General features: G+C 61.3%; 18 protein-coding genes and 2 pseudogenes. 12 read left to right on the forward strand and 8 right to left on the reverse strand.

The features are described from left to right. Positions 1-27: 27 nt before the first annotated feature. The 4 genes from JQF37_RS22180 to JQF37_RS22195 are packed head-to-tail and all read right to left on the reverse strand — an operon-like array spanning position 28 to position 4,115. Positions 28-1,170: an acyl-CoA dehydrogenase gene (locus tag JQF37_RS22180; RefSeq protein WP_130208756.1), complete on the reverse strand. Its 1,143-nt coding sequence runs from the start codon at positions 1,168-1,170 to the stop codon at positions 28-30. Between the two features lie 11 nt (positions 1,171-1,181). Then, a complete protein-coding gene (locus JQF37_RS22185) occupies positions 1,182-2,378 on the reverse strand; it encodes an acyl-CoA dehydrogenase family protein (RefSeq protein WP_130208758.1) in 1,197 nt (398 codons plus the stop codon). Positions 2,379-2,426: 48 nt separating this feature from the next. Next, a complete protein-coding gene (locus JQF37_RS22190; RefSeq protein WP_130208760.1) occupies positions 2,427-3,287 on the reverse strand; it encodes an enoyl-CoA hydratase/isomerase family protein in 861 nt (286 codons plus the stop codon). Positions 3,288-3,338: 51 nt separating this feature from the next. Beyond that, positions 3,339-4,115, reverse strand: coding sequence for an enoyl-CoA hydratase (locus JQF37_RS22195; protein WP_047528107.1), 777 nt, complete (start codon positions 4,113-4,115; stop codon positions 3,339-3,341). Positions 4,116-4,284: 169 nt separating this feature from the next. On the opposite strand from JQF37_RS22195, the gene JQF37_RS22200 reads away from it, so the two are divergent. The 8 genes from JQF37_RS22200 to JQF37_RS22235 all read left to right on the forward strand — a co-directional run bounded on the left by JQF37_RS22200 (position 4,285) and on the right by JQF37_RS22235 (position 12,306). Next, positions 4,285-5,949, forward strand: coding sequence for an AMP-binding protein (locus tag JQF37_RS22200; protein WP_130208762.1), 1,665 nt, complete (start codon positions 4,285-4,287; stop codon positions 5,947-5,949). A gap of 47 nt (positions 5,950-5,996) precedes the next feature. Continuing rightward, on the forward strand, positions 5,997-6,764 hold the full coding sequence (locus JQF37_RS22205) for a glucose 1-dehydrogenase (protein ID WP_130208764.1): 768 nt from the start codon (positions 5,997-5,999) through the stop codon (positions 6,762-6,764). 31 nt (positions 6,765-6,795) lie between these two features. Continuing rightward, the gene (locus JQF37_RS22210; protein ID WP_130208766.1) at positions 6,796-7,593 is read left to right on the forward strand and encodes an enoyl-CoA hydratase-related protein; all 798 of its coding nucleotides are present in this window, start codon (positions 6,796-6,798) and stop codon (positions 7,591-7,593) included. A gap of 44 nt (positions 7,594-7,637) precedes the next feature. Continuing rightward, positions 7,638-8,777 carry a cyclohexanecarboxyl-CoA dehydrogenase gene (aliB, locus tag JQF37_RS22215; protein ID WP_130208768.1) on the forward strand — a complete coding sequence of 380 codons (1,140 nt, stop codon included), beginning with the start codon at positions 7,638-7,640 and terminating at the stop codon, positions 8,775-8,777. 73 nt (positions 8,778-8,850) lie between these two features. Next, positions 8,851-9,330: a MarR family transcriptional regulator gene (locus JQF37_RS22220; RefSeq protein WP_130208770.1), complete on the forward strand. Its 480-nt coding sequence runs from the start codon at positions 8,851-8,853 to the stop codon at positions 9,328-9,330. A gap of 118 nt (positions 9,331-9,448) precedes the next feature. Continuing rightward, the gene (locus JQF37_RS22225; RefSeq protein WP_130208772.1) at positions 9,449-10,750 is read left to right on the forward strand and encodes an OprD family porin; all 1,302 of its coding nucleotides are present in this window, start codon (positions 9,449-9,451) and stop codon (positions 10,748-10,750) included. Positions 10,751-10,894: 144 nt separating this feature from the next. Further along, positions 10,895-11,416: a GNAT family N-acetyltransferase gene (locus JQF37_RS22230; protein ID WP_130208774.1), complete on the forward strand. Its 522-nt coding sequence runs from the start codon at positions 10,895-10,897 to the stop codon at positions 11,414-11,416. Positions 11,417-11,976: 560 nt separating this feature from the next. Continuing rightward, positions 11,977-12,306: a hypothetical protein gene (locus JQF37_RS22235; RefSeq protein ID WP_047528094.1), complete on the forward strand. Its 330-nt coding sequence runs from the start codon at positions 11,977-11,979 to the stop codon at positions 12,304-12,306. Between the two features lie 109 nt (positions 12,307-12,415). On the opposite strand, the gene JQF37_RS22240 is transcribed toward JQF37_RS22235, so the two are convergent. Then, entirely contained in the window at positions 12,416-13,918 is a 1,503-nt protein-coding gene (locus tag JQF37_RS22240; protein WP_130208776.1) for an aldehyde dehydrogenase family protein, read from the reverse strand. A gap of 213 nt (positions 13,919-14,131) precedes the next feature. Between JQF37_RS22240 and JQF37_RS31505 the strand changes: the two are divergent. From JQF37_RS31505 to JQF37_RS22255, 4 genes and pseudogenes are all read left to right on the forward strand, one after another. Then, positions 14,132-14,467 (forward strand): annotated as a pseudogene (locus JQF37_RS31505) (N-acetylmuramidase domain-containing protein); the annotation flags it as partial. A gap of 91 nt (positions 14,468-14,558) precedes the next feature. Further along, on the forward strand, positions 14,559-14,876 hold the full coding sequence (locus tag JQF37_RS31750; RefSeq protein ID WP_262984255.1) for an N-acetylmuramidase domain-containing protein: 318 nt from the start codon (positions 14,559-14,561) through the stop codon (positions 14,874-14,876). A gap of 299 nt (positions 14,877-15,175) precedes the next feature. Then, positions 15,176-15,691 carry a DoxX family protein gene (locus tag JQF37_RS22250; RefSeq protein WP_130208778.1) on the forward strand — a complete coding sequence of 172 codons (516 nt, stop codon included), beginning with the start codon at positions 15,176-15,178 and terminating at the stop codon, positions 15,689-15,691. Between the two features lie 490 nt (positions 15,692-16,181). Continuing rightward, positions 16,182-19,673 carry a hypothetical protein gene (locus JQF37_RS22255; protein ID WP_130208782.1) on the forward strand — a complete coding sequence of 1,164 codons (3,492 nt, stop codon included), beginning with the start codon at positions 16,182-16,184 and terminating at the stop codon, positions 19,671-19,673. A gap of 70 nt (positions 19,674-19,743) precedes the next feature. Here the strand turns inward: JQF37_RS22255 and JQF37_RS22260 are convergent, their stop codons facing one another. The 3 genes and pseudogenes from JQF37_RS22260 to JQF37_RS22270 form a co-directional block, all read right to left on the reverse strand. Further along, positions 19,744-21,267, reverse strand: a complete 1,524-nt coding sequence (locus JQF37_RS22260; RefSeq protein WP_130208784.1) for a glycosyltransferase family 39 protein — start codon at positions 21,265-21,267, stop codon at positions 19,744-19,746. Between the two features lie 3 nt (positions 21,268-21,270). Then, positions 21,271-21,549: a lipid-A-disaccharide synthase N-terminal domain-containing protein gene (locus JQF37_RS22265; RefSeq protein ID WP_130208786.1), complete on the reverse strand. Its 279-nt coding sequence runs from the start codon at positions 21,547-21,549 to the stop codon at positions 21,271-21,273. Further along, positions 21,546-21,662: pseudogene (locus tag JQF37_RS22270) on the reverse strand (dolichol-phosphate mannosyltransferase); the annotation flags it as partial. The pseudogene JQF37_RS22270 and the gene JQF37_RS22265, both read right to left, overlap by 4 nt.

The following is a 21,662-nucleotide window of genomic DNA, read 5'->3' on the forward strand; positions in this document are numbered from 1 at the left end:
GTGTTCCCGTGTGAGTGCAGTGATCGGTCAGGCGCTGTGCAGCAACTCGGCGTAGACCTGCAAATGGTGATCGTCATCGCCCAATTGATGACTCAGCATCACCAGGCGCTTGGCGTGATGGGCCAGGCTGTACTCCCAGGTCATGCCGATACCGCCGTGCAACTGGATCGCTTGCTCGGCGATCAGGCGTGCGGCGCGGACCACCACGAACTTGGCGGCGGCCAGTTGCCGGCTGCGTTCATCGCCATCGGCTTGATCAGCCACGCAGGCGGCAAGGATGGCCATGGAGGTGGCCATTTCCAGCTCGCCGCACATGTCGGCCATGCGATGTTGCAGCACCTGGAATTTGCCGATTGGCGTGCCGAACTGCTTGCGCGTCTTCAGGTAGTCGAGGGTCAGGCGAAAGGCTTCCTGCATGCCGCCGACGGCCTCGGCGCACTGCCCGGCAATGGCCCGACCCTGCTGATAACGCAACGCCGGCAAGGCTTCGCCGATGTCACCGAGCAAAGCCCCCCGGGACACAAAGACATCGTCGAGAATCAGATCACTGGCTCGCGGGCCGTCAATGCAGGGGTAATCGCGACGCTGCAACCCATGGGCTTGCGCCTCGACCAGAAACAGGCTGATGCCCTGTTCGCAACGTGTATCACCGCTGGTTCGCGCCGACACCAGGATCAATCCCGCACTGGCCGCACCGACCACGCAGATCTTGCGCCCGGACAGGCACCAGCCACCCTCGACCAAGCGCGCCTGGGTCTGCACATCGTGCAGCTGGTAATGGCTTTGCAGTTCTTCCAGAGCCACCGCCAGTTGCAGCGAGCCTTCGGCCACCCGCGGCAGCAGGTCTGCCTTTTGGCTGGCATCACCGAGTTGCTGCAGCAGGCCGGCCGCATGAATCTGCGACTGCAGGAAGGGCTCAAGGCACAGGTGGCGACCGAGCTCGGTCATGATCAGCAGGTTGTCCACGCCGCTGCCACCGAAGCCGCCATGTTCCTGGGCAATCGGCACCGAACACAGGCCCAGTTCTGCCATCTGGTTCCAGAACACCGGGCTCATGCCGGCTTCGCTGTGGTAGTAGCCTTCGCGGGCTTCGAAGCTGTAGTGATCGCGGGCCAGTCGGGCCACGGTGTCTTGCAGCATTTGCTGCTCGGAACTGAGTGTGAAGTCCATTGCGTGCCTCCTTAAAGCTCAAGAATCATCTTGGCGATGATGTTCTTTTGAATTTCATTGGAGCCGCCGTAGATAGACAGCTTGCGAAGGTTGAAATACTGGCTGGCGGGGGCGGCGCTGTAGTCGTTGTGCAGCGCAGTGCCGGTAAAGCCGTCGTTCAATTGCGCTTCGACGAAAGGCAACGCCTTGGCGCCCAGCGCCTTGCGCAACAGGTGACTGATGGCCTGGCGAATCTCCGAGCCTTTGATTTTCAGGATCGAGCTTTCGGCACCGGGCACACCGCCGGCCTGGGCAGCCGCGAGGATGCGCAAGGTGCTCATCTCGATGGCCAGCAGCTCAATCTCCACCTCGGCGACCTGCAGGCGAAACTGCGGGTCCTGCAGTAACGGCCGGCCGTTGCGCAACTCCTGCCGGGCGACCTCTTTGAGGTGCGCCAAGGCTGCCTTGGATTGGCCGATGCCAGCCTGCCCGGTGCGCTCATGGGTCAACAGGTATTTGGCGCAGGTCCAGCCCTGGTTCTCTTCGCCCACCAGGTTTTCCACTGGCACGCGGACGTTGTCGAAGAACACTTCGTTGACCTCATGCTCGCCCTCGAGCGTGATGATCGGGCGAACGCTGATGCCCGGCGTGGTCATGTCGATCAGCAGGAAGGAAATGCCCCGCTGCTGTTGGGCTTCACTGTCCGTGCGCACCAGGCAGAAAATCATGTTGGCGTGCTGGCCGAGGGTGGTCCAGGTCTTCTGGCCATTGACCACATAGTGATCGCCCTCGCGCACGGCACGAGTCTTGAGGCTGGCCAGGTCCGAACCGGCACCCGGTTCCGAGTAGCCCTGGCACCACCAGTCTTCTGCGCTCAGGATGCGTGGCAGGTAATGCGCCTGCTGCGCCGGGCTGCCGAATTTCATGATCACCGGCGCAACCATATTGACGCCGAAGGAGATCAGGCGCGGCGCACCGAAGGCGGCGCACTCCTCCTCGAAAATGTGTTTTTGCACCACGCTCCAACCGGTGCCACCAAAGGTCACCGGCCAATTGGCCGCGTACCAGCCACGCCGGGCAAGGATGCGCTGCCAGCGTTGGTGGTCGTCCTTGCTCAGACGCTTGCCCAGGCGAACGCTACTGGCGATGTCCGCCGGCAGCGCGTCACGAAGGAAAGCACGCACCTCGGTGCGGAACTCAAGCTCGGCGGGTGTGTAGTGGATGTCCATGCAAAGTCCTCGGTCGATGGTCAGGCCAACACCAGGCTGGCCGCAGGTTCAGCGTTGGCCGTTCTTGGCTGTCTGGCGCCGGGCAAAGAAATCTTCGATCAGCGCTGCACGCTGGGGCGATGCCATGCATTCGAGAAACAGCGCGCGCTCGCGCTGCAACCCTTCGATCAATGGCATATGGATCGCCGCTTCGATCGCAGCGAGGCAGCGCGGTGCCGAGAACGAATCAGCTTGGGTGCGGCCGATTTCGCTGCGCCGGGCCGCAATCAATGCGCCGGCCTCGGCAGATGTCGTTGGCATCGTCATCTGGCCGACGCGCCGCACGCCCACCCGCTCGGCCAACAGTTGCCGCGCATGCGCAAGGCCTGCAACCAGAGGCGCATCGTCGAACAGTGCGTCTACAAGACCGAGCTCCAGTGCCCGGGTTGCCTCGATCGGCTCGCCGCCGATGATCATGTCCAGCGCGCTTTGCACACCCACCAGGCGCGGCAGGCGTTGGCTGCCGCCGCCACCAGGCAGCAAACCCAGACGGGTTTCCGGCAGGCCGAGCCGGGTGGCACGGTGAGCGATGCGGTAGTGACAGCCCAGCGCGACTTCCAGCCCGCCACCCAGCACTGAGCCGTGCAACACCGCCAGCGAAGGCTTGCTGCCGTTCTCGATGGCCAGGGTCAGTTCCTGCAGGATCGGCGCCTGGGCCGGTTGGCCGAACTCGCGAATATCGGCACCGGCAATAAAGGTCTTGCCTGCGCAATAGAGCATGATCAACTCGACCTGCCCGTCCCGCTCGGCCGCCATGAACGCTTGCAACAGCCCGGCGCGCACGGCGTGACCGAGGGCATTGACCGGCGGGTTGTCGACCCGGATCAAGGCCACGCCTGCCTCGCGGGTCATTTGTACGACTGAAGTCATCGGACAGCTCCTCTTCTTGTATTTATGCGGCTTGCCAATCGATCGCGTTTCTCAGCGATGGGTCCACACCGGCTGGCGCTTCTGAGCGAAGGCCTGCATGCCCTCCTTCTGGTCCTGACTGGCGAAACTGGCGTGCATCAATCGCCGCTCGAACTGCACACCCTCGGCCAGGGTGGTTTCGAAGGCACGGTTGACCGCTTCTTTATTGAGTTTCACCGCGATCGCCGGGTGAGCGGCAATTTGCGCGGCCACGGCCAGGGCTTCATCCAGCAGGTCTGCCAGGGGCACCACACGACTGATCAAACCGCAGCGCTCGGCCTCATCGACTTCCATGAAGCGCCCGGTCAGGCACAGGTCCATGGCCTTGGCCTTGCCGATGGCGCGGGTCAGGCGCTGGGTGCCGCCGGCACCGGGCAACGTGCCGACCTTGACTTCGGGCTGGCCGAATCGAGCGTTGTCGGCGGCGATGACCATGTCGCACATCATCGCCAACTCGCAGCCCCCGCCCAGCGCCAGGCCGGCAACCGCGGCGATCACCGGCTTGCGGCAGCGGGTGACGGTTTCCCAGTTGGCCGTGACGAAATCCTCCAGGTACACATCGGCAAAACCCTTGAACTGCAATTCGCTGAGATCGGCACCCGCCGCGAAGGCTTTGTCGTTGCCGGTAATGACGACGGCCCGAATCCGCTCATCGGCCTCGAAGGCCAGCAGCGCCTGGCCCAGCTCGGTCATCAAGGCGTCATTGAGGGCGTTATGGACAGCCGGGCGATTCAAACGGATCAGGCCGACGGCTGCACGCTGCTCGACAAGGATATTCAGGAAAGCCATGTCACCCACCTCTTGTTATTCGGTATGGGTTTCGAATATATCCACAGAAAAAATTAAAGACAACATGTTGACGCATTAATTTTGAAAGCCTTATCTTCAGCTCATCGAAAGGGCAATACCAGATCGTAAGAAAACAACAATTCCAACCCTTAAGAGTCGATACTTATAAATGAACACCTGGACAGGCACACCACCAGATCGTCATCCGGAAGCGCCCACCACAAGCGCCATCAGTGACATGATCATTACAGATTACTGGGGTATACAGGTTGCACGAGGCAAAGATTGCCGCGCCCTGTCGAGCTACCAGGCAGGCGAGAACAATCCCGTCTCGTTTACCTACGGCGAACTGGATGCCGTGGTCACCCGCATGGGTGCCGGCCTGGCCGCCCTGGGTGTGGAAAAAGGCAGTGTGGTGTCCTGCCAGTTGCCCAACGGCTGGCAGATGACAGCCTTGTTCCTGGCCTGCGCCCGTGTCGGCGCGGTGTTCAACCCGCTGATGCCGATCTTTCGGGAACGCGAACTGCGCTTCATGCTCGGCCACGCCCGCAGTCATCTGCTGGTCGTGCCCAAGCACTTCCGGGGTTTCGATTACGCCAGCATGGCCGAAGACTTGCGCACCGACCTGCCGGAACTGCGCCATGTACTGGTTATAGGGGGGGACGGTCACAACAGCTTTGAACAGCAACTGCTCGAGCGGGAATGGGAAAAGGACCGCGATACCCAGGCGCTGTTCGCAGAACGACGCCCCCAGGCCGACGATATTCTCCAGCTGCTGTTCACTTCCGGCACCACGGGTGAACCCAAAGGGGTGCTGCACACCTCCAGGACCCTGCTGAGCAATATCATTCCTTATGCCGAGCGCCTGGGGCTTGGCCACGAAGACATCATCTTCATGGCCTCGCCCATGGCTCACCAGACCGGTTTTCTCTACGGCCTGCTGATGCCCATCTACCTCGGCGCGGCAGCGGTACTGCAAGACGTCTGGGATGCGCGCACCGCCATTAGGATCGCCGCCGCCGAGCGCCCTACTTTCACGATGGCCTCAACACCGTTTCTCGCCGATTTGATCGAGCTCGCACCGGACAATGGTGACGCGCTCACGAGCCTGCGTTTTTTTGTCTCGGCCGGCGCGCCCATTCCGGAAAGCCTGGTGGAAAAGGCTGGCAACAGCATCAACGCGAAAATCATCTCGGCCTGGGGCATGACCGAAACCGGCGCTTCCACCATGACGCGTCCGCAGGACGAACCCGAGCGGGCCATCTACAGCGACGGCGTGGTGCTGCCGCTCATGGATGTGCGGGTGGTCGATGATGCCGGGCTTGCGCTGCCAGCCGGCAGCGAAGGCCATCTTCAGGTCCGCGGCGCGAGCCTGTTCGTGGGTTACCTCAAGCGCCCCGATCTCTATGGCGTCGACGCGCAGGGCTGGTTCGCCACCGGCGATCTGGCCCGTATGGATGCCCAGGGCTACATCCGCATCACCGGACGAACAAAAGATGTCGTCATCCGCGGCGGCGAAAACATTCCGGTGGTTGAGGTGGAAAACCTGCTCTACAAGCACCCGGCCATTTCGGCGGTGGCCCTGGTGGGCTGCCCCGACGAGCGACTCGGTGAACGTGTCTGCGCTTACGTCACGTTGCATGACGGCTATACGGAGCTGAGCCTCGATGACGCGGTGACCTTTCTGCTCGAACACAGTCTGTCGCGCAACTATTTGCCCGAGTACCTGGAGGTGCTGCCTGCCCTGCCCCGCACGCCCTCCGGAAAGATCCAGAAATTCAAGCTGCACGAGCGGGCCGCGAACATTCGCATCGACCCGGCCAAACGCCGCTGATCAACACACTCGATACACGCAACTCAACTGACTTGGAGAATGCCCCCATGAAAGGCCTTAGTGGAAAAACCGTGATCATCACTGGCGGTGGCGGCGGCATCGGCCGCGCGGTGTGCCAGCGCTTCGCCGCCGAAGGCAGCCGGGTGGCGGTGCTGGATCGCGACAGCGCTGCGGCGCAGACCACCGTCGACCTGATCCGCGAAGCCGGTGGAAAAGCGGTCGCCTATGCCGCCGACATCGCCGACTACGACGCCATCACCCAGACCGTGGCGACCATCGAAAAAGACTTGGGTGTGCCGACCGTACTGGTCAACAACGCCGGGTTCGACCGCTTCATGCCATTCCTCAAGACCGAACCAAAGCTCTGGGAGCAGCTGATTTCGATCAACCTGACCGGCGCCCTGAACATGCACCACGTGGTGCTGCCGAAAATGCTCGAGGCCGGTGGCGGCAAAGTCATCAACATTGCCTCTGATGCCGCCCGCGTCGGCTCGTCGGGCGAGGCGGTCTACGCAGCCTGCAAGGCTGGCCTGGTGGGCTTGAGCAAAACCCTGGCGCGAGAGCTGGCAACCAAGAACATCAACGTCAACGTGGTCTGCCCCGGTCCGACCGACACCGCGCTGCTCAAAAGCGTGGCCGAAACCTCCAGCAACCCGGAAAAGCTCCTGGAAGCCTTCAAGAATGCCGTGCCGATGCGCCGCCTCGGCCAACCGGAAGACTATCCGGGAATCATCGCCCTGCTCGCCAGCGACGATGCCAATTTCATCACCGGTCAAGTCATCAGCGTGTCCGGCGGCCTGACGATGGCTGGCTAAGCCAGACGACACTCATAGGGGAGAGCATGCAATGAACTACGAAGACATCCTGTACCAGGAACTCAACGGTGTCGCGACCATCACCATCAACCGCCCCGAGCGCTACAACGCATTCCGCGGCCAGACCTGCATGGAGCTGCTTGACGCGTTCAACCGCGCCGGCTGGAACAAGGAAATCGGCGTCATCGTCTTCACCGGCGCAGGCGACAAGGCATTCTGCACCGGAGGCGACCAGGGCGCCCATGAAGGCCAGTACGACGGCCGCGGCCTGATCGGCCTGCCGGTCGAAGAACTGCAGAATCTGATTCGCGAAGTGCCCAAGCCCGTGATCGCAAGGGTCAACGGCTTCGCCATCGGTGGCGGGCACGTGCTGCACGTGGTCTGCGACCTGAGCATCGCCTCCGAAAACGCGGTGTTCGGTCAGGTCGGCCCCAAGGTCGGCTCGGTCGACCCGGGCTACGGTACCGCCTACCTGTCGCGCCTGATCGGCGAAAAACGCGCCCGCGAAATCTGGTACCTGTGCCGCAAGTACAGCGCCCGTCAGGCGCTTGACTGGGGGCTGGTCAACGCCGTGGTGCCCCACGAACAGCTCGATGAAGAAGTACAGAAGTGGTGCGAGGAAATTCTCGAGAAGAGCCCTACCGCGCTGTCCATCGCCAAGCGCTCGTTCAATGCCGACAGCGCCAACATCGGCGGCATCGGCGGCCTCGGCATGCAGGCCCTGAGTCTGTACTACGACACTGAAGAGTCCAGGGAAGGCGTCGCGGCGTTCAAGGAAAAGCGCAAGCCCGAGTTCCGTAAATTTTACAAATGCCCCCTGCGCCGGTAGCCATCGCGCTGCCGGCCCAGCACCCGAATGGCCTGGAGAGCATCATGAATTTCGCATTCACAGAACAACAAAATGCCATCCGCGACAGCGTTGCACGATTCAGCGCTGACGTCCTCGCCCCCGGTTACCGCCAACGGGACCGCGAGGGCCGCATCGAGCGTGAAGTCATTGCCCAAATGGGCGAAATGGGCCTGCTCGGCGGCGAACTGCCGGAGGAGTTCGGCGGCAGCGGCCTGGACTGTGTCACCGCCGGCCTGATCATCGAAGAACTGGCCCGTGGCGACTTCAACGTCGCGTACATCCCCCTGCTGACGTCGTTGAACGGCCAGATCATCGCCCGATACGCCGACGCCTCGCTGGCCCGGGAATGGCTGGGTGAAATGACGGCCGGGCGCAAGGTCGCCTGTATTGCCCTGACCGAACCCGGCGGCGGGTCCGACGCTGCCAGCTTGCGCCTGAAGGCCGAACTCAAAGGCGACGTCTATGTGCTCAACGGAGAGAAAACGTCTATCTCCATGGCCGATCAGGCGGATGTCGCCGTGGTCTTCGCCCGCACGGGCACCGTTGAGCAACGCGCCAGCGGTATCAGCGCTTTTCTGGTGCCCATGAACCTGCCGGGCATCAGCACCACCCGTTTCGAGGATGCCGGCGAGCGTGCCATTGGCCGCGGGTCGATTTTCTTCGATAACGTCGAAGTGCCGGTCAGCCATCGCCTGGGCGATGAAAACAAGGGGTTCAAACAGGTGATGCAGGGCTTCGACTACAGCCGCGCCCTGATCGGTCTGCAGTGCCTGGCGTTGGCCCAGCAGTCGCTGGATGAAACCTGGCAATGGCTGACCGAACGCAAGGCCTTCGGCCAGGCGTTGTCTTCCTTTCAGGGTTTGACCCACCCACTGGCAGAATTGCAGACCTACGTGCATGCTGCGCGCCTGCAGTGCTATTACGCCTTGTGGCTCAAGGATAATAAGCAGCCGCACAATGCCGAGGCGGCCATGAACAAATGGTGGGGACCGAAACTGGCGTTCGATGTGGTCAAGCAGTGTCTGCTGGCCCATGGGCACACCGGTTACGGCGAGGACCTGCCGTTCGCCCAACGCTTGCGCGATGTACTTGGCCTGCAAATCGGTGACGGCACCGCGCAGATCATGAAAAATATCATCGCGCGCGAATTTGTCCCCAACTGATGCCCTGCCTGCTCCGCCAGGCCGGGCGCTCATACAGCCGCGCTCGTCCTTACGGAGCCGACAAGGAACATTGATGAACAATAGCGATACCCGATCCGTACCCAATACGCTGTTTTTCCGGTTGTTCCAGACCGGTAACGTGCTGCAAAGGCAAGTCCAGAAAGAGATGGGCATCAGTACGGTGCAATGGGCCGTGCTCGGCGCACTGTCACGCGAACGTTATGAAGGGGGTATTTCGTTCTTTGAACTGACCGAATACCTGTTCGTCAGTCGCCAGAGCCTGGACGGTGTACTCAAACGCATGGAGCGCGACAACCATGTGCTGCGCGTGCCCCACCCGGATGACGGACGTGCCCGCCTGGTGCAGTTGACCGATACCGGCAGGGCATTCTGGGACTCTCTGCAGGAGCGGATCCAGGCGTTTTACCAGCAGGCATTGAAAGGCTTCAGTTTCGACGACAGCGTCAGCCTGCTGCATTACCTCAACAAACTACAGGGCGATATGGCCGCCATATCGCTCGGTAGCGAGCAGCAAGACGACGAGGCGCAGTAGGCTGATCCCAACCTTCCTGCCCTCGCCGAAGCGTCATTGTTCATAAAACCCTGAACAGCCCTTTCCAGGGGCTGGCTGAACAACAAAAACAACTCACGGCAGGCAGGAACATCACATCATGCGTATAGCCAATCCCGTCACTGGGCATCTGGCCGGGCCGACTCGCGCCCGGTATTCCTTGAAAGCCACTTGTGTGTCTGCGTTATTGCTCGCGACACAGGCCCATGCAGACCTGGTCGCCGACAGTCACTTGAGCCTGGACACACGAAATTTCTACATGAATCGCGATTACCGGGATGCGGGTCTGTCCGACGGACCGCGCCATGATGGCAAGCCCCAGAGCAAGGCCGAAGACTGGGCACAAGGCTTCATTTTGCGCGGTAACTCCGGGTTCACCGAGGGTACGGTCGGCGTTGGCCTGGATGTCCTGGGGCTGGTCGGCGTCAAGCTCGACTCCGGCGGCGGCAGCAGTGGTACGGGTGTCCTGCAGCGCAATCAACGGACCGGCGAGCCCGTCGACGAGTACAGCTTCCTGGCGCCGACCGCCAAGCTCAAAGTCGCCAAGACCCTGGTCACCCTCGGCAACCACGAACCGGTCATGCCCGTGTTGTTCCGCAATGACACACGCCTGTTGCCACAAACCTATCAGGGTGGCCAGGTCGTCTCCACTGACATCCAGAACCTGAGCCTCACCGCCGGACAGTTTCGCCAGGCCCATCAGCGCGACTCGTCCGACTACGAAGACATGCGCATGGCGGCCGATGGCTCCACCGGCGGCGTGCCCACAGACCGTTTCAACTACGCAGGCGCGACCTACGCCCTCCAGCCCAATCTCAGCGCCACGTTTTACCGCGCCGAACTGAAGGACAATTACAGCCAGAATGCCGCCAGCCTTTTATACAAGTCGGCCCTGACCGAAAGCGTCAACCTCAAGGCCGACCTACGCTACTTCGGCAGCGATAACGAAGGCCATACCAACGTCGACAACCGCTATTTGGGTGGCATGTTCACGGTGAGCAGCCGTGGCCATTCCCTGGGCCTTGGTTATCAGAACCAAAGTGGTGACACCGGACTTCCCTATCTGTTGGTTGCCGATCCCTGGGCCTTGAACAACGGCACTTACCAACCCTTTGTCCGGGCCAGGGAAGACTCCTGGCAATTGCGCTATGACTATGACTTTGCTCCCATGGGCCTGCCCGGACTGACATTGATGACCCGCTATATGCGAGGCAACGATTTCGAGATTCGAGGCGTTGCGGCCAAAGAGTGGGAGCGCAATACCGACATTGCCTACGTGATCCAGAGCGGGCCTTTACGAAACCTGAGCCTGCGCTGGCGCAATGTCACTTATCGCGGCAGCGAAACGACCGATGTGGATGAAAATCGCCTGATCGTCGCCTACACGTTCAAGTTCTGGTAGGCCGAGGTTTACGCCCATTGTCCCGGAACTGAATTCAGACAGACGTGGCATCGCCACAACCCGGGTGAGGGAGCCTGCTCCCTCGCCACGGTTCACTCGCCGTTCCAACTATCCTTGACTGACGGATATCAGGAGCCACCGGTGATGCCTTCGATAAAGCTGCACGCCGCACAGCGCGACGATCTGGAAACCATTGAATGCCTGATGCAGTTCTATACCTATGACTTCAGCGAGTGGTTGCCGTTGAAACTGGCTGAACACGGTTTTTTCAACATCCTGCCCCTGACCGATTACTGGCGAAAACCCGCGACCCGGCCATTTCTGATCAGGGTGGACGGGGAATTGGCCGGGTTCGTGACCGTGGACGATGAAACCCATCGGCCCGGTATCGAGCACAACATCGGTTACCTGTTCGTGACCCGGCGCTTTCGTGGTCAGGGTGTCGCGAAGTTTGTCGTTTCCACCCTCTTGAGCCGTTTCCCCGGTCAATGGCAGATTTTCCACATCGAGGCGAACCAACCGGCGCGACTGTTCTGGGCTGCGGTCATGCCCGATCTCACGGGTGGCGGGTACAGCCTGCATCACCCGTCGATTGGCGGTTATCCATGCACCCTTTACCGCTTTGAAAAATCGCCACCTTCGCCAGCACCAGGCCCAATCCCGTAGAACCGCCAAAGGCTCAGATCCCGGCGATCCATCCGCCCCACAGCCCCCCACAGCCTTTGCGCTAATTCCAAACAGCTTTGTCAGACAATATGTAGTGACGAAAAATATTCACTACAAAACCGTTGACGCCTTCGATTTGCCCTTGCATGATGCAGACGTCTCCCCGATCGGGAGTACACGCAACACGCTTGAGCAAGCTCGTCTGACCGCCGAGCTGTTTTTTCCGGATACACCCTGCCCACAAGGCAGATTGAAGAAGCTGACCTGGCCCGAACGTCCAGTACAAGGACGAGAAGCGCTAGCGATCCATCCTCATGACGCTTGTGCCCGACCCTGAAAACGTCGGCAGTGGCCTGAAGGTATTCGCTGCTTCTCTTCGTTGTGACGCTAACGCGTAGCAGTTATTCAACACGACTACATGCAACAGATGCGGGACCCCGTCGAATATGGCGGACGACTGCTGACGTCCTGGTTTCGGTGCCAGGGATCAACTAACCGATGGGCTACTTGTATTAGCGAATCAACTTTGAAAGATCACCAAATGGTCAAGGGGTTTTAAAATGAATCTGAACAATCAACCAACTATCGAAGAACTGGCTCGTATGTTCGCTGCGCAAAAAGACAGCCACGACAGCCATATTCTGTGGATCAGCAAGTCGGGCCAGGTTCATATCGACTGCCTGTCGCCACATGCCCATGAAACGGAGTTTGACCAGAACAACCAGAACCTGCTCGCCCGACTGAAGATGTACCGTCGCGGCCAGGGCTATGTCGGCAAGAAAGCAGCGGCCGACAAGGACTTCATCGGTAATGTTCTGCAAACGCTGAAACAGACCTGGGCATCGATGCAGAACCAGAACGAAGTTCGGGTGATTGACCGGTTCTACTGATCAGCAAGCGTCATCACTGACTGACCCATAAAAAAGGGCCTGCTCCCGATAAGGAGCAGGCCCTTTGTTTATGCCTGGCAGACCGCAACGGCCGCCGCGTCAGGCGTTTTTAACGTTTCACCGACAGATTCGTCTGGGTCATGCGGCTACGGATGGTGAACACGCCATCGCCCGAGAGAATCGCGCTACGGGCAAACAGGCGTCCGCTTTCCCAGTTCGACAGGCCCAGCTCGGGCTTGTTGAGCGCGTACTGGCCATCGACCCAACGGGTAATCCCGTTGCCGACAAAGGGCGCGTTGACCGCATTGTAGAAACGCTCCTGGGTCGCCGCGTCTTCGCTGAGCAGCGATACGGTGAACTGAGGGCTGTAGCGATTGAACAAGGCGATGGCGCTGTCCAGGTCGTCAACGATCTTCAGGCTCACTTCCGGGGTTTCTTCCCATTCCCACTCGCGGCCCAGTTGCTCTTCCGGCAGCGGCTCGGCCAGGGGCTCGGTGCGATAGCCTTCAGCGCGGTAGACCTCGACGGTCGCGTTTTGCCACTCCGCTGGCAGATAGGCTTCGCTGCCTTCTACGATGTGCAACTTGCAGCCCTGGCCCCGTGCCTTGCCGGCCTGTTGCAGTGCGTCCAGAAACAGCGGCACCAGTTCGGCGGCGCGGTCGCGATGGATCAGGCAGACATTGAGGGTATTGCAGACCTTGCGGTCGAGGGAGTTGCGCACCACCGCGGCGAAACGTGTGGCGTCGGCGTCGCTGTGGGCGATCAACCAGGCGCCGCCGGTGCCGTGCAGGCTGACGGCGGTGCCGGCCTGTTGCGCGATGCTGCCCAACTGGCTGACGGCACGACCTGAACCCCGGGCCACGGCCAGCGATAGACGGCGGTCGGCAAACATCGCCCAACCGGCGGCATGATTGACGCTCTCCACCAGCGACACCGCACCGGTCGGCAGGCCGGCGTCGGCCAGCGCCGGATTCAACGCGTGAGTGACAATGGCCTGGGCCGTGCCCAAGGCATCACTGCCAATGCGCAGTACGGCAGTGTTACCGGTGCGCAGCACACCGGCGGCGTCGGCGAAGACGTTCGGCCGGCCTTCGAAGACGAACGCGACAATGCCCAGCGGCGAAACCACCTGCTCGACTTTCCAGCCGTCATGCTCGACGCAGCTGACCACTTTGCCACGGGTGGCCGCGGCATCGCGCCAGGCGCGCAGGCCGGCGATCATGTCGCGACGCATGCGCTCATCGGCCAGCAAACGGGTGGTCGAACGACCGCGAGCCTTGGCCCGTTCGATGTCGGCCAGGTTGGCCGCCTCGATCAAGGCCCAGCAGTCCGGGGTCTCCAGACGTTGGGCAAACAGATCGAAGAAGGTGCTGATCGCCTGATCCGACACCGCCGACAACGCGGTAAACGCCGCTTCGGCACGGGCAATCGCGACGGACGCCGCCTGCTGGTCAGCCACCGGAATCAGCAGCAGTTCACCGCTGACCTGCTCCACCAACAGATGGTCACCGGGCTGGAAGCGTGCCGCCAGTTCGGGGCTGACCACAGTGACACGATTACCGGCGAAAGGGATCGGCGTGCCAGCGACTAGACGTTCGAGCGCGAGAGACATGAAGCAGTATCACCATGCAATGGGCGGGCGGAAAATGTATAGCAAAAGTCCCTGAGCGTCATCCGCCGCTGGCCGGCACCGATGATCGTAAAACCCTCTGCCCGGGCCCGGCCCGCCTACGCTTAAAGCGCGTACCCGCGTTTCCTGTTTTCGACGGAGGCCGTCATGAGCGATGAATTCACCGGCCATGGCGCAGCGCTTGACGACGAAGGAATGGAAAATGCCCTGGATCTGGCCAAAGTCAGCGCTGCGCAACTCTGGGCTGTGCTAGCAGTAGAAACCTCCGGCAACGGATTCTTTTCCGACCGGCGCCCGAAAATTCTTTACGAACGTCACGTCTTCAGCCGCCTGACCCATCAGGCGTTTGACGCACAACACCCCGATATCAGCAGCAAATCCCCCGGCAGCTACGGCGCAACGGGAGCGCATCAATATGATCGGCTGAATCAGGCCATCAGCCTGAACCGCAACGCGGCCCTGCAAAGCGCTTCCTGGGGACTGGGCCAGACGATGGGCTTCAATTTCGCCGCAACGGGGTCGGCGGATGTCGAGGCGATGATCAAGCGCATGGTTGCATCCGAAAACGAACAACTGCTGTGCACCGTGAACCAACTGATCGAAGGGGGGGTCGGTCGCGGCGCTGCGGGCCAGGGACTGGGCGAACTTCGCCCGTCGTTACAACGGCCCCAACTACGCCATCAACAACTACGACTTGAGACTCAGCGCCGCGTATCAAAAGTTCTCATATGGGGGCACGCCGGACCTGCGCATCCGCATGGCGCAAACCTACCTCACGTACCTGGGCTGGCACCCTGGCGCCATCGACGGCATCGTCGGCAAGCAGACCCGTGACGCAATGAACCTGTTCCAGGCCAACGAAGGACTGGACTCGACCACGGTGCTCAACGACGAAACCCTGGAACATTTGCGCAGCCGGGTCCTGGCGTTATCGGACTGACTCGATGCCCACGCAAACTGCCCCGCAAGTGCGCCAGGGCATGTCGCTGAACGGGGCCGGTTAACAATGTGGGAGCTCGCTCCCACAAGGGCATTGCCCTGGTTTAACGTTCTGCGATGTACGTATCAAAGTGTGTACAGCCCTGCCCCAGACACACCCCGCACTTAAAACCCCACCCCAAAGACACACCGCAGATACACCCGGTTGATGAAATGCGCCTGTCGATTGGCCAAGCCGATCCTTGCGCCGAACGGGCGCACAGTCGCCCGACATCCCTGATCTGTAGGAGATCCATGTCCATGAACACTTTCATTTCATCCACCGTCAAAGGCCTGCACCTGAACCTTGACCGCGCCGGCACCTGGATCGCGCCTTTGACCCTGCGGATTTTTCTGGCCTGGGAGTTTTTCGAATCCGGTCTGGAAAAATTCAATGGCGAAAACTGGTTCGCCGACATCCAGGACCGCTTCCTGTTTCCGTTCAACCACCTGCCGGCCACGTTGAACTGGGAACTGTCGATGTGGGTGGAATTGATCTGCGCCCTCGCCTTGCTGGTGGGCCTGGCCACACGCTTTTCGGCGATCAGCCTGATCGTGGTCACCATCGTCGCCACCGCCGTTGTTCACTGGCCGGCCGATTGGTCGACCTTGAGCGACCTGGCCCAGGGTTACTCGATCACCAACAAAGGCTACGGCAACTTCAAACTGCCGCTGATCTACCTCGCCGCGCTGGTACCACTGGTGCTGTCAGGCCCTGGCAAGTTCAGTCTCGATGCGCTGCTGGCCCGATGCTTCTGGCGCCGAAGCCCTGTCTAAATCAACACCTGTAGGAGCCAGCCTGCTGGCGATGGACTCAAGTACGCCGCGTTCATCCAGATCACGCGCGTTATCGTTGACGTCCATCGCGAGCGAGCTCGCTCCTACAAGAGACCATGCCCAGGCATGGGTCACGCAATTCCTGTAGGAGCCAGCCTGCTGGCGATGGACTCAAGTACGCCGCGTTCATCCAGATAACGCGCGTTATCGTTGACGTCCATCGCGAGCGAGCTCGCTCCTACAAGAGACCATGCCCAGGCATGGGTCACGCAATTCCTGTAGGAGCCAGCCTGCTGGCGATGGACTCAGGTACGCCGCGTTCATCCAGATCACACGCGTTATCGTTGACGTCCATCGCGAGCGAGCTCGCTCCTACAGAGGTCAATCAGCGGCAAATCGGGCAAATAATCGTCCATTCAGGCCAAGCTCCGTGCCTGATTGGGTCTATACATAACTGTACGCAGTGGGCCGACAACAAGAGGCACAGGCCGTGGACAGCAAGGGTTCGGGCACGAACCTGGCCTTTTGGTTGCCAGGCAGTGCAGTCATCCTGAGTCTGGTGGTATCGATGTTCGCCCTCAACCGCGAACCCTTCCTCGAACCGCGCCCCATCGGTGCGCAGTTCCAGGCGCAGCTGCCTATCGAAGCACGGCTCTGGCAGGATCCTTTCGACGCGGTGGAGCGCTATCGCAAAAAGCTCGGCGACAGCAAAAACCCCGATGCCGAGAACGTGTGCAGCCCCGACCTTTCGCCACTGTCCGGCGCAAAACAGGCGCCCGATATCATGGTCGCGCTGGTCGAGGGCGGCCCCTATGCCGATGAGGTCGAGCGACGCCGGCGCATTCGCTATGCCTTGCTCGCCGGCTTCAAGAATTCCCATCGGGTGCCGGATCAGGAGCAGTACATCCACTGCCTGAGACTCGCCGACAACCTGTCCCCCGATGCGCCGCAGAAAAACGCTTTCGTCGACGCGCCCTACGAAGTGTTCATCTCCAACCCCTTCGATCCGCCGACCGCGCTGGAAGGCGCCTCACCACCTGCGGACCGCACGATCGTGTTCTGGCTGAAACAGGACGCCCTCGGTCCGACGCCGTTGCAAAACCTGGAAACCCTGCGCCAGACCCTGAACCACAAAGTCGCTGCGGCGTGCGCGCCAATAGGCTGCTCCGAACAACCGGAACGCGCCGTGCTGAAGGTCATCGGCCCTTCGACCTCGACCGTGCTGCGAGACATGTTCCAGGACCAGGACATCGGCAAGGCCACGCCGAATGTCGAAATCTACTCGCCGCTGGCCACCGCCGATAACGAAACGCTGGATCGCGGCTACCAACGGCTGTCGCCGCCGCTGGTCAATCGGCAACCCATGAAGTTGCTGCGCACCGTCAGCGACGACGGCACCATGACCCAATTGATGCTCGACGAGCTGAAGCTGCGCCGCGTCGATCCGGCCGCCGGCGTGCGTTGTAGCGACGGTACCCAGCGCCGGGTCGATTCACCCTGCACGCGCACGCTGCGGCGCAGCGACAACCGCATCGCCTTGATTTCCGAGTGGGACAGTTTCTACAGCCGCGCGCTGATCGAAAGCTTCAAGCTGCAAGTGGCCCGGGACGCGCACCTCAATGACAGCGAAAAGAACCAGCGCGAAGCGGTCGACCAATGGATTTTGCGCTTCAGCTATTTACGCGGCCTGGATGGGCGCCTGCCGGAGGAGTCGGCGAGCACCGACAAGACCGCCAGCAGCGATGCCGGCAAAAACACACTGGGCAGCCCCCCGATCGACCTCAGCCCGCTGGAAAAGGCCGACGGCAATTCTCAGCTCGACTACCTGCGGCGCCTGGCCGACCACATCGCCCGCGAGGACGAGGCCTATCGACGCAATGGCGAAAGCGGCATCGGTGCCATCGGCATCCTGGGCGTCGATGCCTACGACAAGCTGCTGGTGTTGCAGGCACTCAAGAGCCGGATGCCCTACAAACTGTATTTTTCCACCGACCTCGATGCCCGCATGCTGCAACGGGGCCAGGCGCAGACCACCCGCAACCTGATCCTGGCGGCCCCTTACGGCCTCACCCTGACTCGCGCCCTGCAACAAGACGTGCCGCCGTTCCGCGACAGCCTGCAAAGCGCGGTGTTTGTCTCGGTGCTGGCGGCGCTGGCGCCGCAGTCGTTCGAGGTCAAGCGCGCGAAGTTCGACTATTCCAAATCGGAGCTGCTGTCGCCGGGCATTTATGAAGTCGGCATCAGTGGTTTCATTCCACTGGCGACCCGGCTTAGCGCCTCACGCCCGGTCAATTGCCAGGCGCCGACCCAATCGCAATCCGATCGCGGCATCCGCCCCCACGACCTGATGGCCCTGCGCTGCCTCCAGGACCCTTCGCCACCGCCCTACCCCGAACCATCGCCGTCGATCCGCGAGCGTTTCAAACAAACCCAGTCCTTTTTCTGGGCCGGGCCGCTGACATTCTCCTTGCTGATGATTGCCAGTTTTATCCTCTGGTGGCGGATCGAAGGTCCGCAGGACGAGCACGACACGCGGCTGGCCTGGGTGCGCGGCGTGCCGATCAGCCTGTTCATGGTCGCGGCGGTGTGCGCCTTCATCGCCACACGGTTTTGGCATGCGGAGTTTCTCTGGTTCACCTTCGTGTTGATCCTGCTGGGCATCCTGTCATTGAACCTGACCCGGCGTTCCACCCGAAAACTGGCGCTGGCCGAAGATCCGATGGCCAGTCCTGTCCCGGCCTCCTACGACGCCTGGGTCTGGTACATCGTGGTCCCGCTGGTGATGTTCATCCTCGCGCTGATGCTGGCGTACCAGATGCGCAGCATCCTGACCGACAACGGCCTGGGCGAGCCGATGTTCCTGTTCGAAGGCATCAGTGCCTGGCCGACCGTGGCGTTGCGCTTGCTGGCGGTGCTGATATCCATCTCGGCATTGACCTGGGGCTGGCGCAAGTTGCGCATCAACCGCGCCGAGATCGAAACCACCTTCCATTTGCGCCTGCACATGCGCAAATACGAGATGACCTTATGGGGTCAGGTCCGACGCTTGCTGCGCCGAGGCAAAGGCTGGAGCGTGCGGCGCTGGTGCAATGAACTGGGTCACTGGTTGCTGCTGATATTTTTCCCGTTGATGAGCGCCAGCGAAGACTGGTCAAAACCCTGTGCGTCGGCCCAGGTCAATTGCACCGACGGGCGCAAGATGATCTCCATTGCAAGGTTCTGGGGTGAGCATTGCATCTGTGGTTCATTCGGTGCGCGCATGCTGCGGGCGGGACTCGCGACCTGGTTTTACGTGGTCGTGACCAGCGTGCTGTTTGTCGTCTGGCCCATGGAAGGCATGCCCGTTCGCGGTCAATCGATCTGGTGGCTGGTGAGCTGGCTGATTCCCACCCTGACCTTCCAGGTGTTGGTGTTCTGGGTCATGGACGCCAATCTGCTGTTGACCCGATTTATCCGCCATCTCAGCGAGCATCATGCGATCTGGCCGGGGTCGTTGCAGGCCGAGCACAAGAAAATCTTCGGAACGCTCAAGCACCCCTGCATCGATGAGTGGGTGGATATGCAGCTGATCGCCAAGCGCACCTCGGCCGTCAACCGACTGATCTACGCGCCGACGGTGGTCATGTTGATCCTGGTGGCTTCGCGCAGCAGCCTGTTCGACAACTGGCCGACACCGCCCGGCCTGGTCATTTCGTACCTGGTCACGGCGCTGTTGCTGCTCGGCTCCGCGCTGTCGCTGCGACGCGCCGCCGAAAAGGCCCGCACCCGGGCCTTGCAACGACTCGACGCCTACCTGCTGGAAACCCAGGAAACCACGCCCTGCTACGGCAAGTTCAAGATGATCCGCGAGCGGGTGGCGACGCTCAATACCGGCTCCTTCTCACGCTATGCCGAAGACCCGCTGATCAAGGCCTTGCTGTTGTCGCTGACCGGGATTGGCGGTTCGGCGATTGTCGATGCTTTGAATTTTGCGAAGTTCTAAGGGGTATCCCCTTGGACCGGAAGCCTTGCGATTGCTGTTGCGCAGCAATCGCAAGGCTCATGTCCCCTGATTATTTCACCGCGACTGGCGTCCATTCGAACCGATAGGACCTGGGGGACGGTCCTGGCTGGCATTGACCGTTATCGGCATCGGCGCCGACGAGCGACCACTGTGCACGGGAGTTCTCGCCCAGTTCATGGGCGGCCTCGGGCTTGAAGCACCGGGTCAGGACTTCGCCCGGCACCAGGGCATAATCCTGAGGATGTTCACGCAGCCATTGTGCGGCCCTTTCGACCGTGGAGTTGTCCATGCCGAAATGCACGATTGGCTGGCGGGCGAACAACCAGTGCCCCTCCTCCCAATTGACCAGCACCAGGTCCGCACCGTGGCTCATGGTCGCGGCCTGGGCCATGATCGCCTGATCCGGATTGACGCCATCGGCGAACGGTTCGATAAACCCGCGGGCGAACCACAGCACGAACCAGCCCGCCACCAGGGCCGGAAATACCCGGCGCAGGCGCGGACGCCGCTTGAACCAGCGCTGCAGCAGCCAGGGAATCAGCGGCGCAGCCGCCAGTACCAGCCCCGGTAGCGCCGGGTAGATGTACAACTTGCGTTTACCGGCACTGATGCAAAAGAACAGCACCACCAGCGCCACCCAACCGAGCAGCACCAGCACCCGGCCGTCACGCTTTTGCAGCTGACGGCGCCAGGCTGGCACCAGCCATGGCAAGGCCAGTACCAAAGGCAGCCAGTATTGCGGAATGACGTTGGTGAAGAAGTACCAGAACGGTTCACGGTGATGCCACGAGTTGGCGTAGCGTCCGGCGGTCTGGCGCAGGAGGATTTCCCGGGCATAGGCCACCTCGTCAGCGGAGCCATTGAGCACGATGGACAACGCCATGGGCAACAGCCAGACCGCGATCGCCGCCAGCATCACCAGCAACCCGAGCCACCATTTGCGCGCCTGGCCCGGCATGGCCACCACGCCCGGCCAACCCTTGCGCACCGCATAGGCATAAGGGATCAGCATCAGCGCCGGCAGAAAGCCCACGCCTTTGGTGATCACGCCGATGCCCATGGCGGCGCACCCCACATAGAACCAGCGCCATGCCGGGCCCAGGAACAGATGACGGGCCAGGCCGTAGAGGCCCAGCGTGGTGAACAGAATCAGAAAGCTGTCGATTTGCCCGGTGCGCAGGATGCTGTAGGTCTGGTAGGTCGCCAGGTACAACAGCGCGGCAATGCGCCCGATGCGCTGGTTCCACAGCCGGCGGCCGAGGTCATAGACCATCGCCGTGACGGTCACCGCAGAAAACAGCCCCGGAATATACAACGCGATGTTGGGTTTACCCGTGAGCCAGGTGAAGAACGCCACCGTCCACATGAAGATCGGCGGCTTGTCGCCGTAGATTTCTGCGGCGCGGTGTGGAATCAGCCACGAACCGTTTTGCAGCATCTCCAGGGCCACGCCGAGGAAACGTTCTTCATCGACGTTCTGCGCTTGACGCAGCCCCAGGCCGGCACCGACCAAAAACAGGGCGAGCAGCATCAGGCCCAGGCATTCGACGCGGGGCGACAGGGTTCGACGCATGATTTAGTCCTTGAGGTGTTTGCTTTTCGCAATCAATTGCAGGTTGCGCAGATACACGATGGAGCCAAAGGCCTGACCGGCAATGAACACCGGGTCCTGTCGGTAAATGGCGTAAGCAAACAGCAAGGTGCTGCCGACAATACTCAAGTACCAGAAGCTCACCGGAATCACGCTGCGTTTTTTGTACTCGCTGTACAGCCACTGCAGAACGAAACGGCCGGTGAACGCAATTTGCCCGGCAAAGCCGACCACCAGCCACAGCACTTCGCGCGACAGGGTCATCCCTCGATCTCCTGGGCATGGGTGTTCAGCCGCGTGCGCTTGATCAACCACCACACCCCGAAGAGGTCGAGAATGCCGACAAGGGCGCGGTCGATATTTCCGTACTTGGACAC

Origin of the sequence: Pseudomonas sp. MIL9 (assembly GCF_016887925.1) — a bacterium.
GTDB classification, from domain to species: Bacteria; Pseudomonadota; Gammaproteobacteria; order Pseudomonadales; family Pseudomonadaceae; genus Aquipseudomonas; species Aquipseudomonas mohnii.

Bases quoted from the DNA above. Each gene is read 5' to 3' on its own strand.
- JQF37_RS22180 (WP_130208756.1), bottom strand. From the start codon at position 1,170: ATGGACTTCACACTCAGTTCCGAGCAGCAAATGCTGCAAGACACCGTG.
- JQF37_RS22185 (WP_130208758.1), bottom strand. From the start codon at position 2,378: ATGGACATCCACTACACACCCGCCGAGCTTGAGTTCCGCACCGAGGTG.
- JQF37_RS22190 (WP_130208760.1), bottom strand. From the start codon at position 3,287: ATGACTTCAGTCGTACAAATGACCCGCGAGGCAGGCGTGGCCTTGATC.
- JQF37_RS22195 (WP_047528107.1), bottom strand. From the start codon at position 4,115: ATGGCTTTCCTGAATATCCTTGTCGAGCAGCGTGCAGCCGTCGGCCTG.
- JQF37_RS22200 (WP_130208762.1), top strand. From the start codon at position 4,285: ATGAACACCTGGACAGGCACACCACCAGATCGTCATCCGGAAGCGCCC.
- JQF37_RS22205 (WP_130208764.1), top strand. From the start codon at position 5,997: ATGAAAGGCCTTAGTGGAAAAACCGTGATCATCACTGGCGGTGGCGGC.
- JQF37_RS22210 (WP_130208766.1), top strand. From the start codon at position 6,796: ATGAACTACGAAGACATCCTGTACCAGGAACTCAACGGTGTCGCGACC.
- aliB (WP_130208768.1), top strand. From the start codon at position 7,638: ATGAATTTCGCATTCACAGAACAACAAAATGCCATCCGCGACAGCGTT.
- JQF37_RS22220 (WP_130208770.1), top strand. From the start codon at position 8,851: ATGAACAATAGCGATACCCGATCCGTACCCAATACGCTGTTTTTCCGG.
- JQF37_RS22225 (WP_130208772.1), top strand. From the start codon at position 9,449: ATGCGTATAGCCAATCCCGTCACTGGGCATCTGGCCGGGCCGACTCGC.
- JQF37_RS22230 (WP_130208774.1), top strand. From the start codon at position 10,895: ATGCCTTCGATAAAGCTGCACGCCGCACAGCGCGACGATCTGGAAACC.
- JQF37_RS22235 (WP_047528094.1), top strand. From the start codon at position 11,977: ATGAATCTGAACAATCAACCAACTATCGAAGAACTGGCTCGTATGTTC.
- JQF37_RS22240 (WP_130208776.1), bottom strand. From the start codon at position 13,918: ATGTCTCTCGCGCTCGAACGTCTAGTCGCTGGCACGCCGATCCCTTTC.
- JQF37_RS22250 (WP_130208778.1), top strand. From the start codon at position 15,176: ATGAACACTTTCATTTCATCCACCGTCAAAGGCCTGCACCTGAACCTT.
- JQF37_RS22260 (WP_130208784.1), bottom strand. From the start codon at position 21,267: ATGCGTCGAACCCTGTCGCCCCGCGTCGAATGCCTGGGCCTGATGCTG.
- JQF37_RS22265 (WP_130208786.1), bottom strand. From the start codon at position 21,549: ATGACCCTGTCGCGCGAAGTGCTGTGGCTGGTGGTCGGCTTTGCCGGG.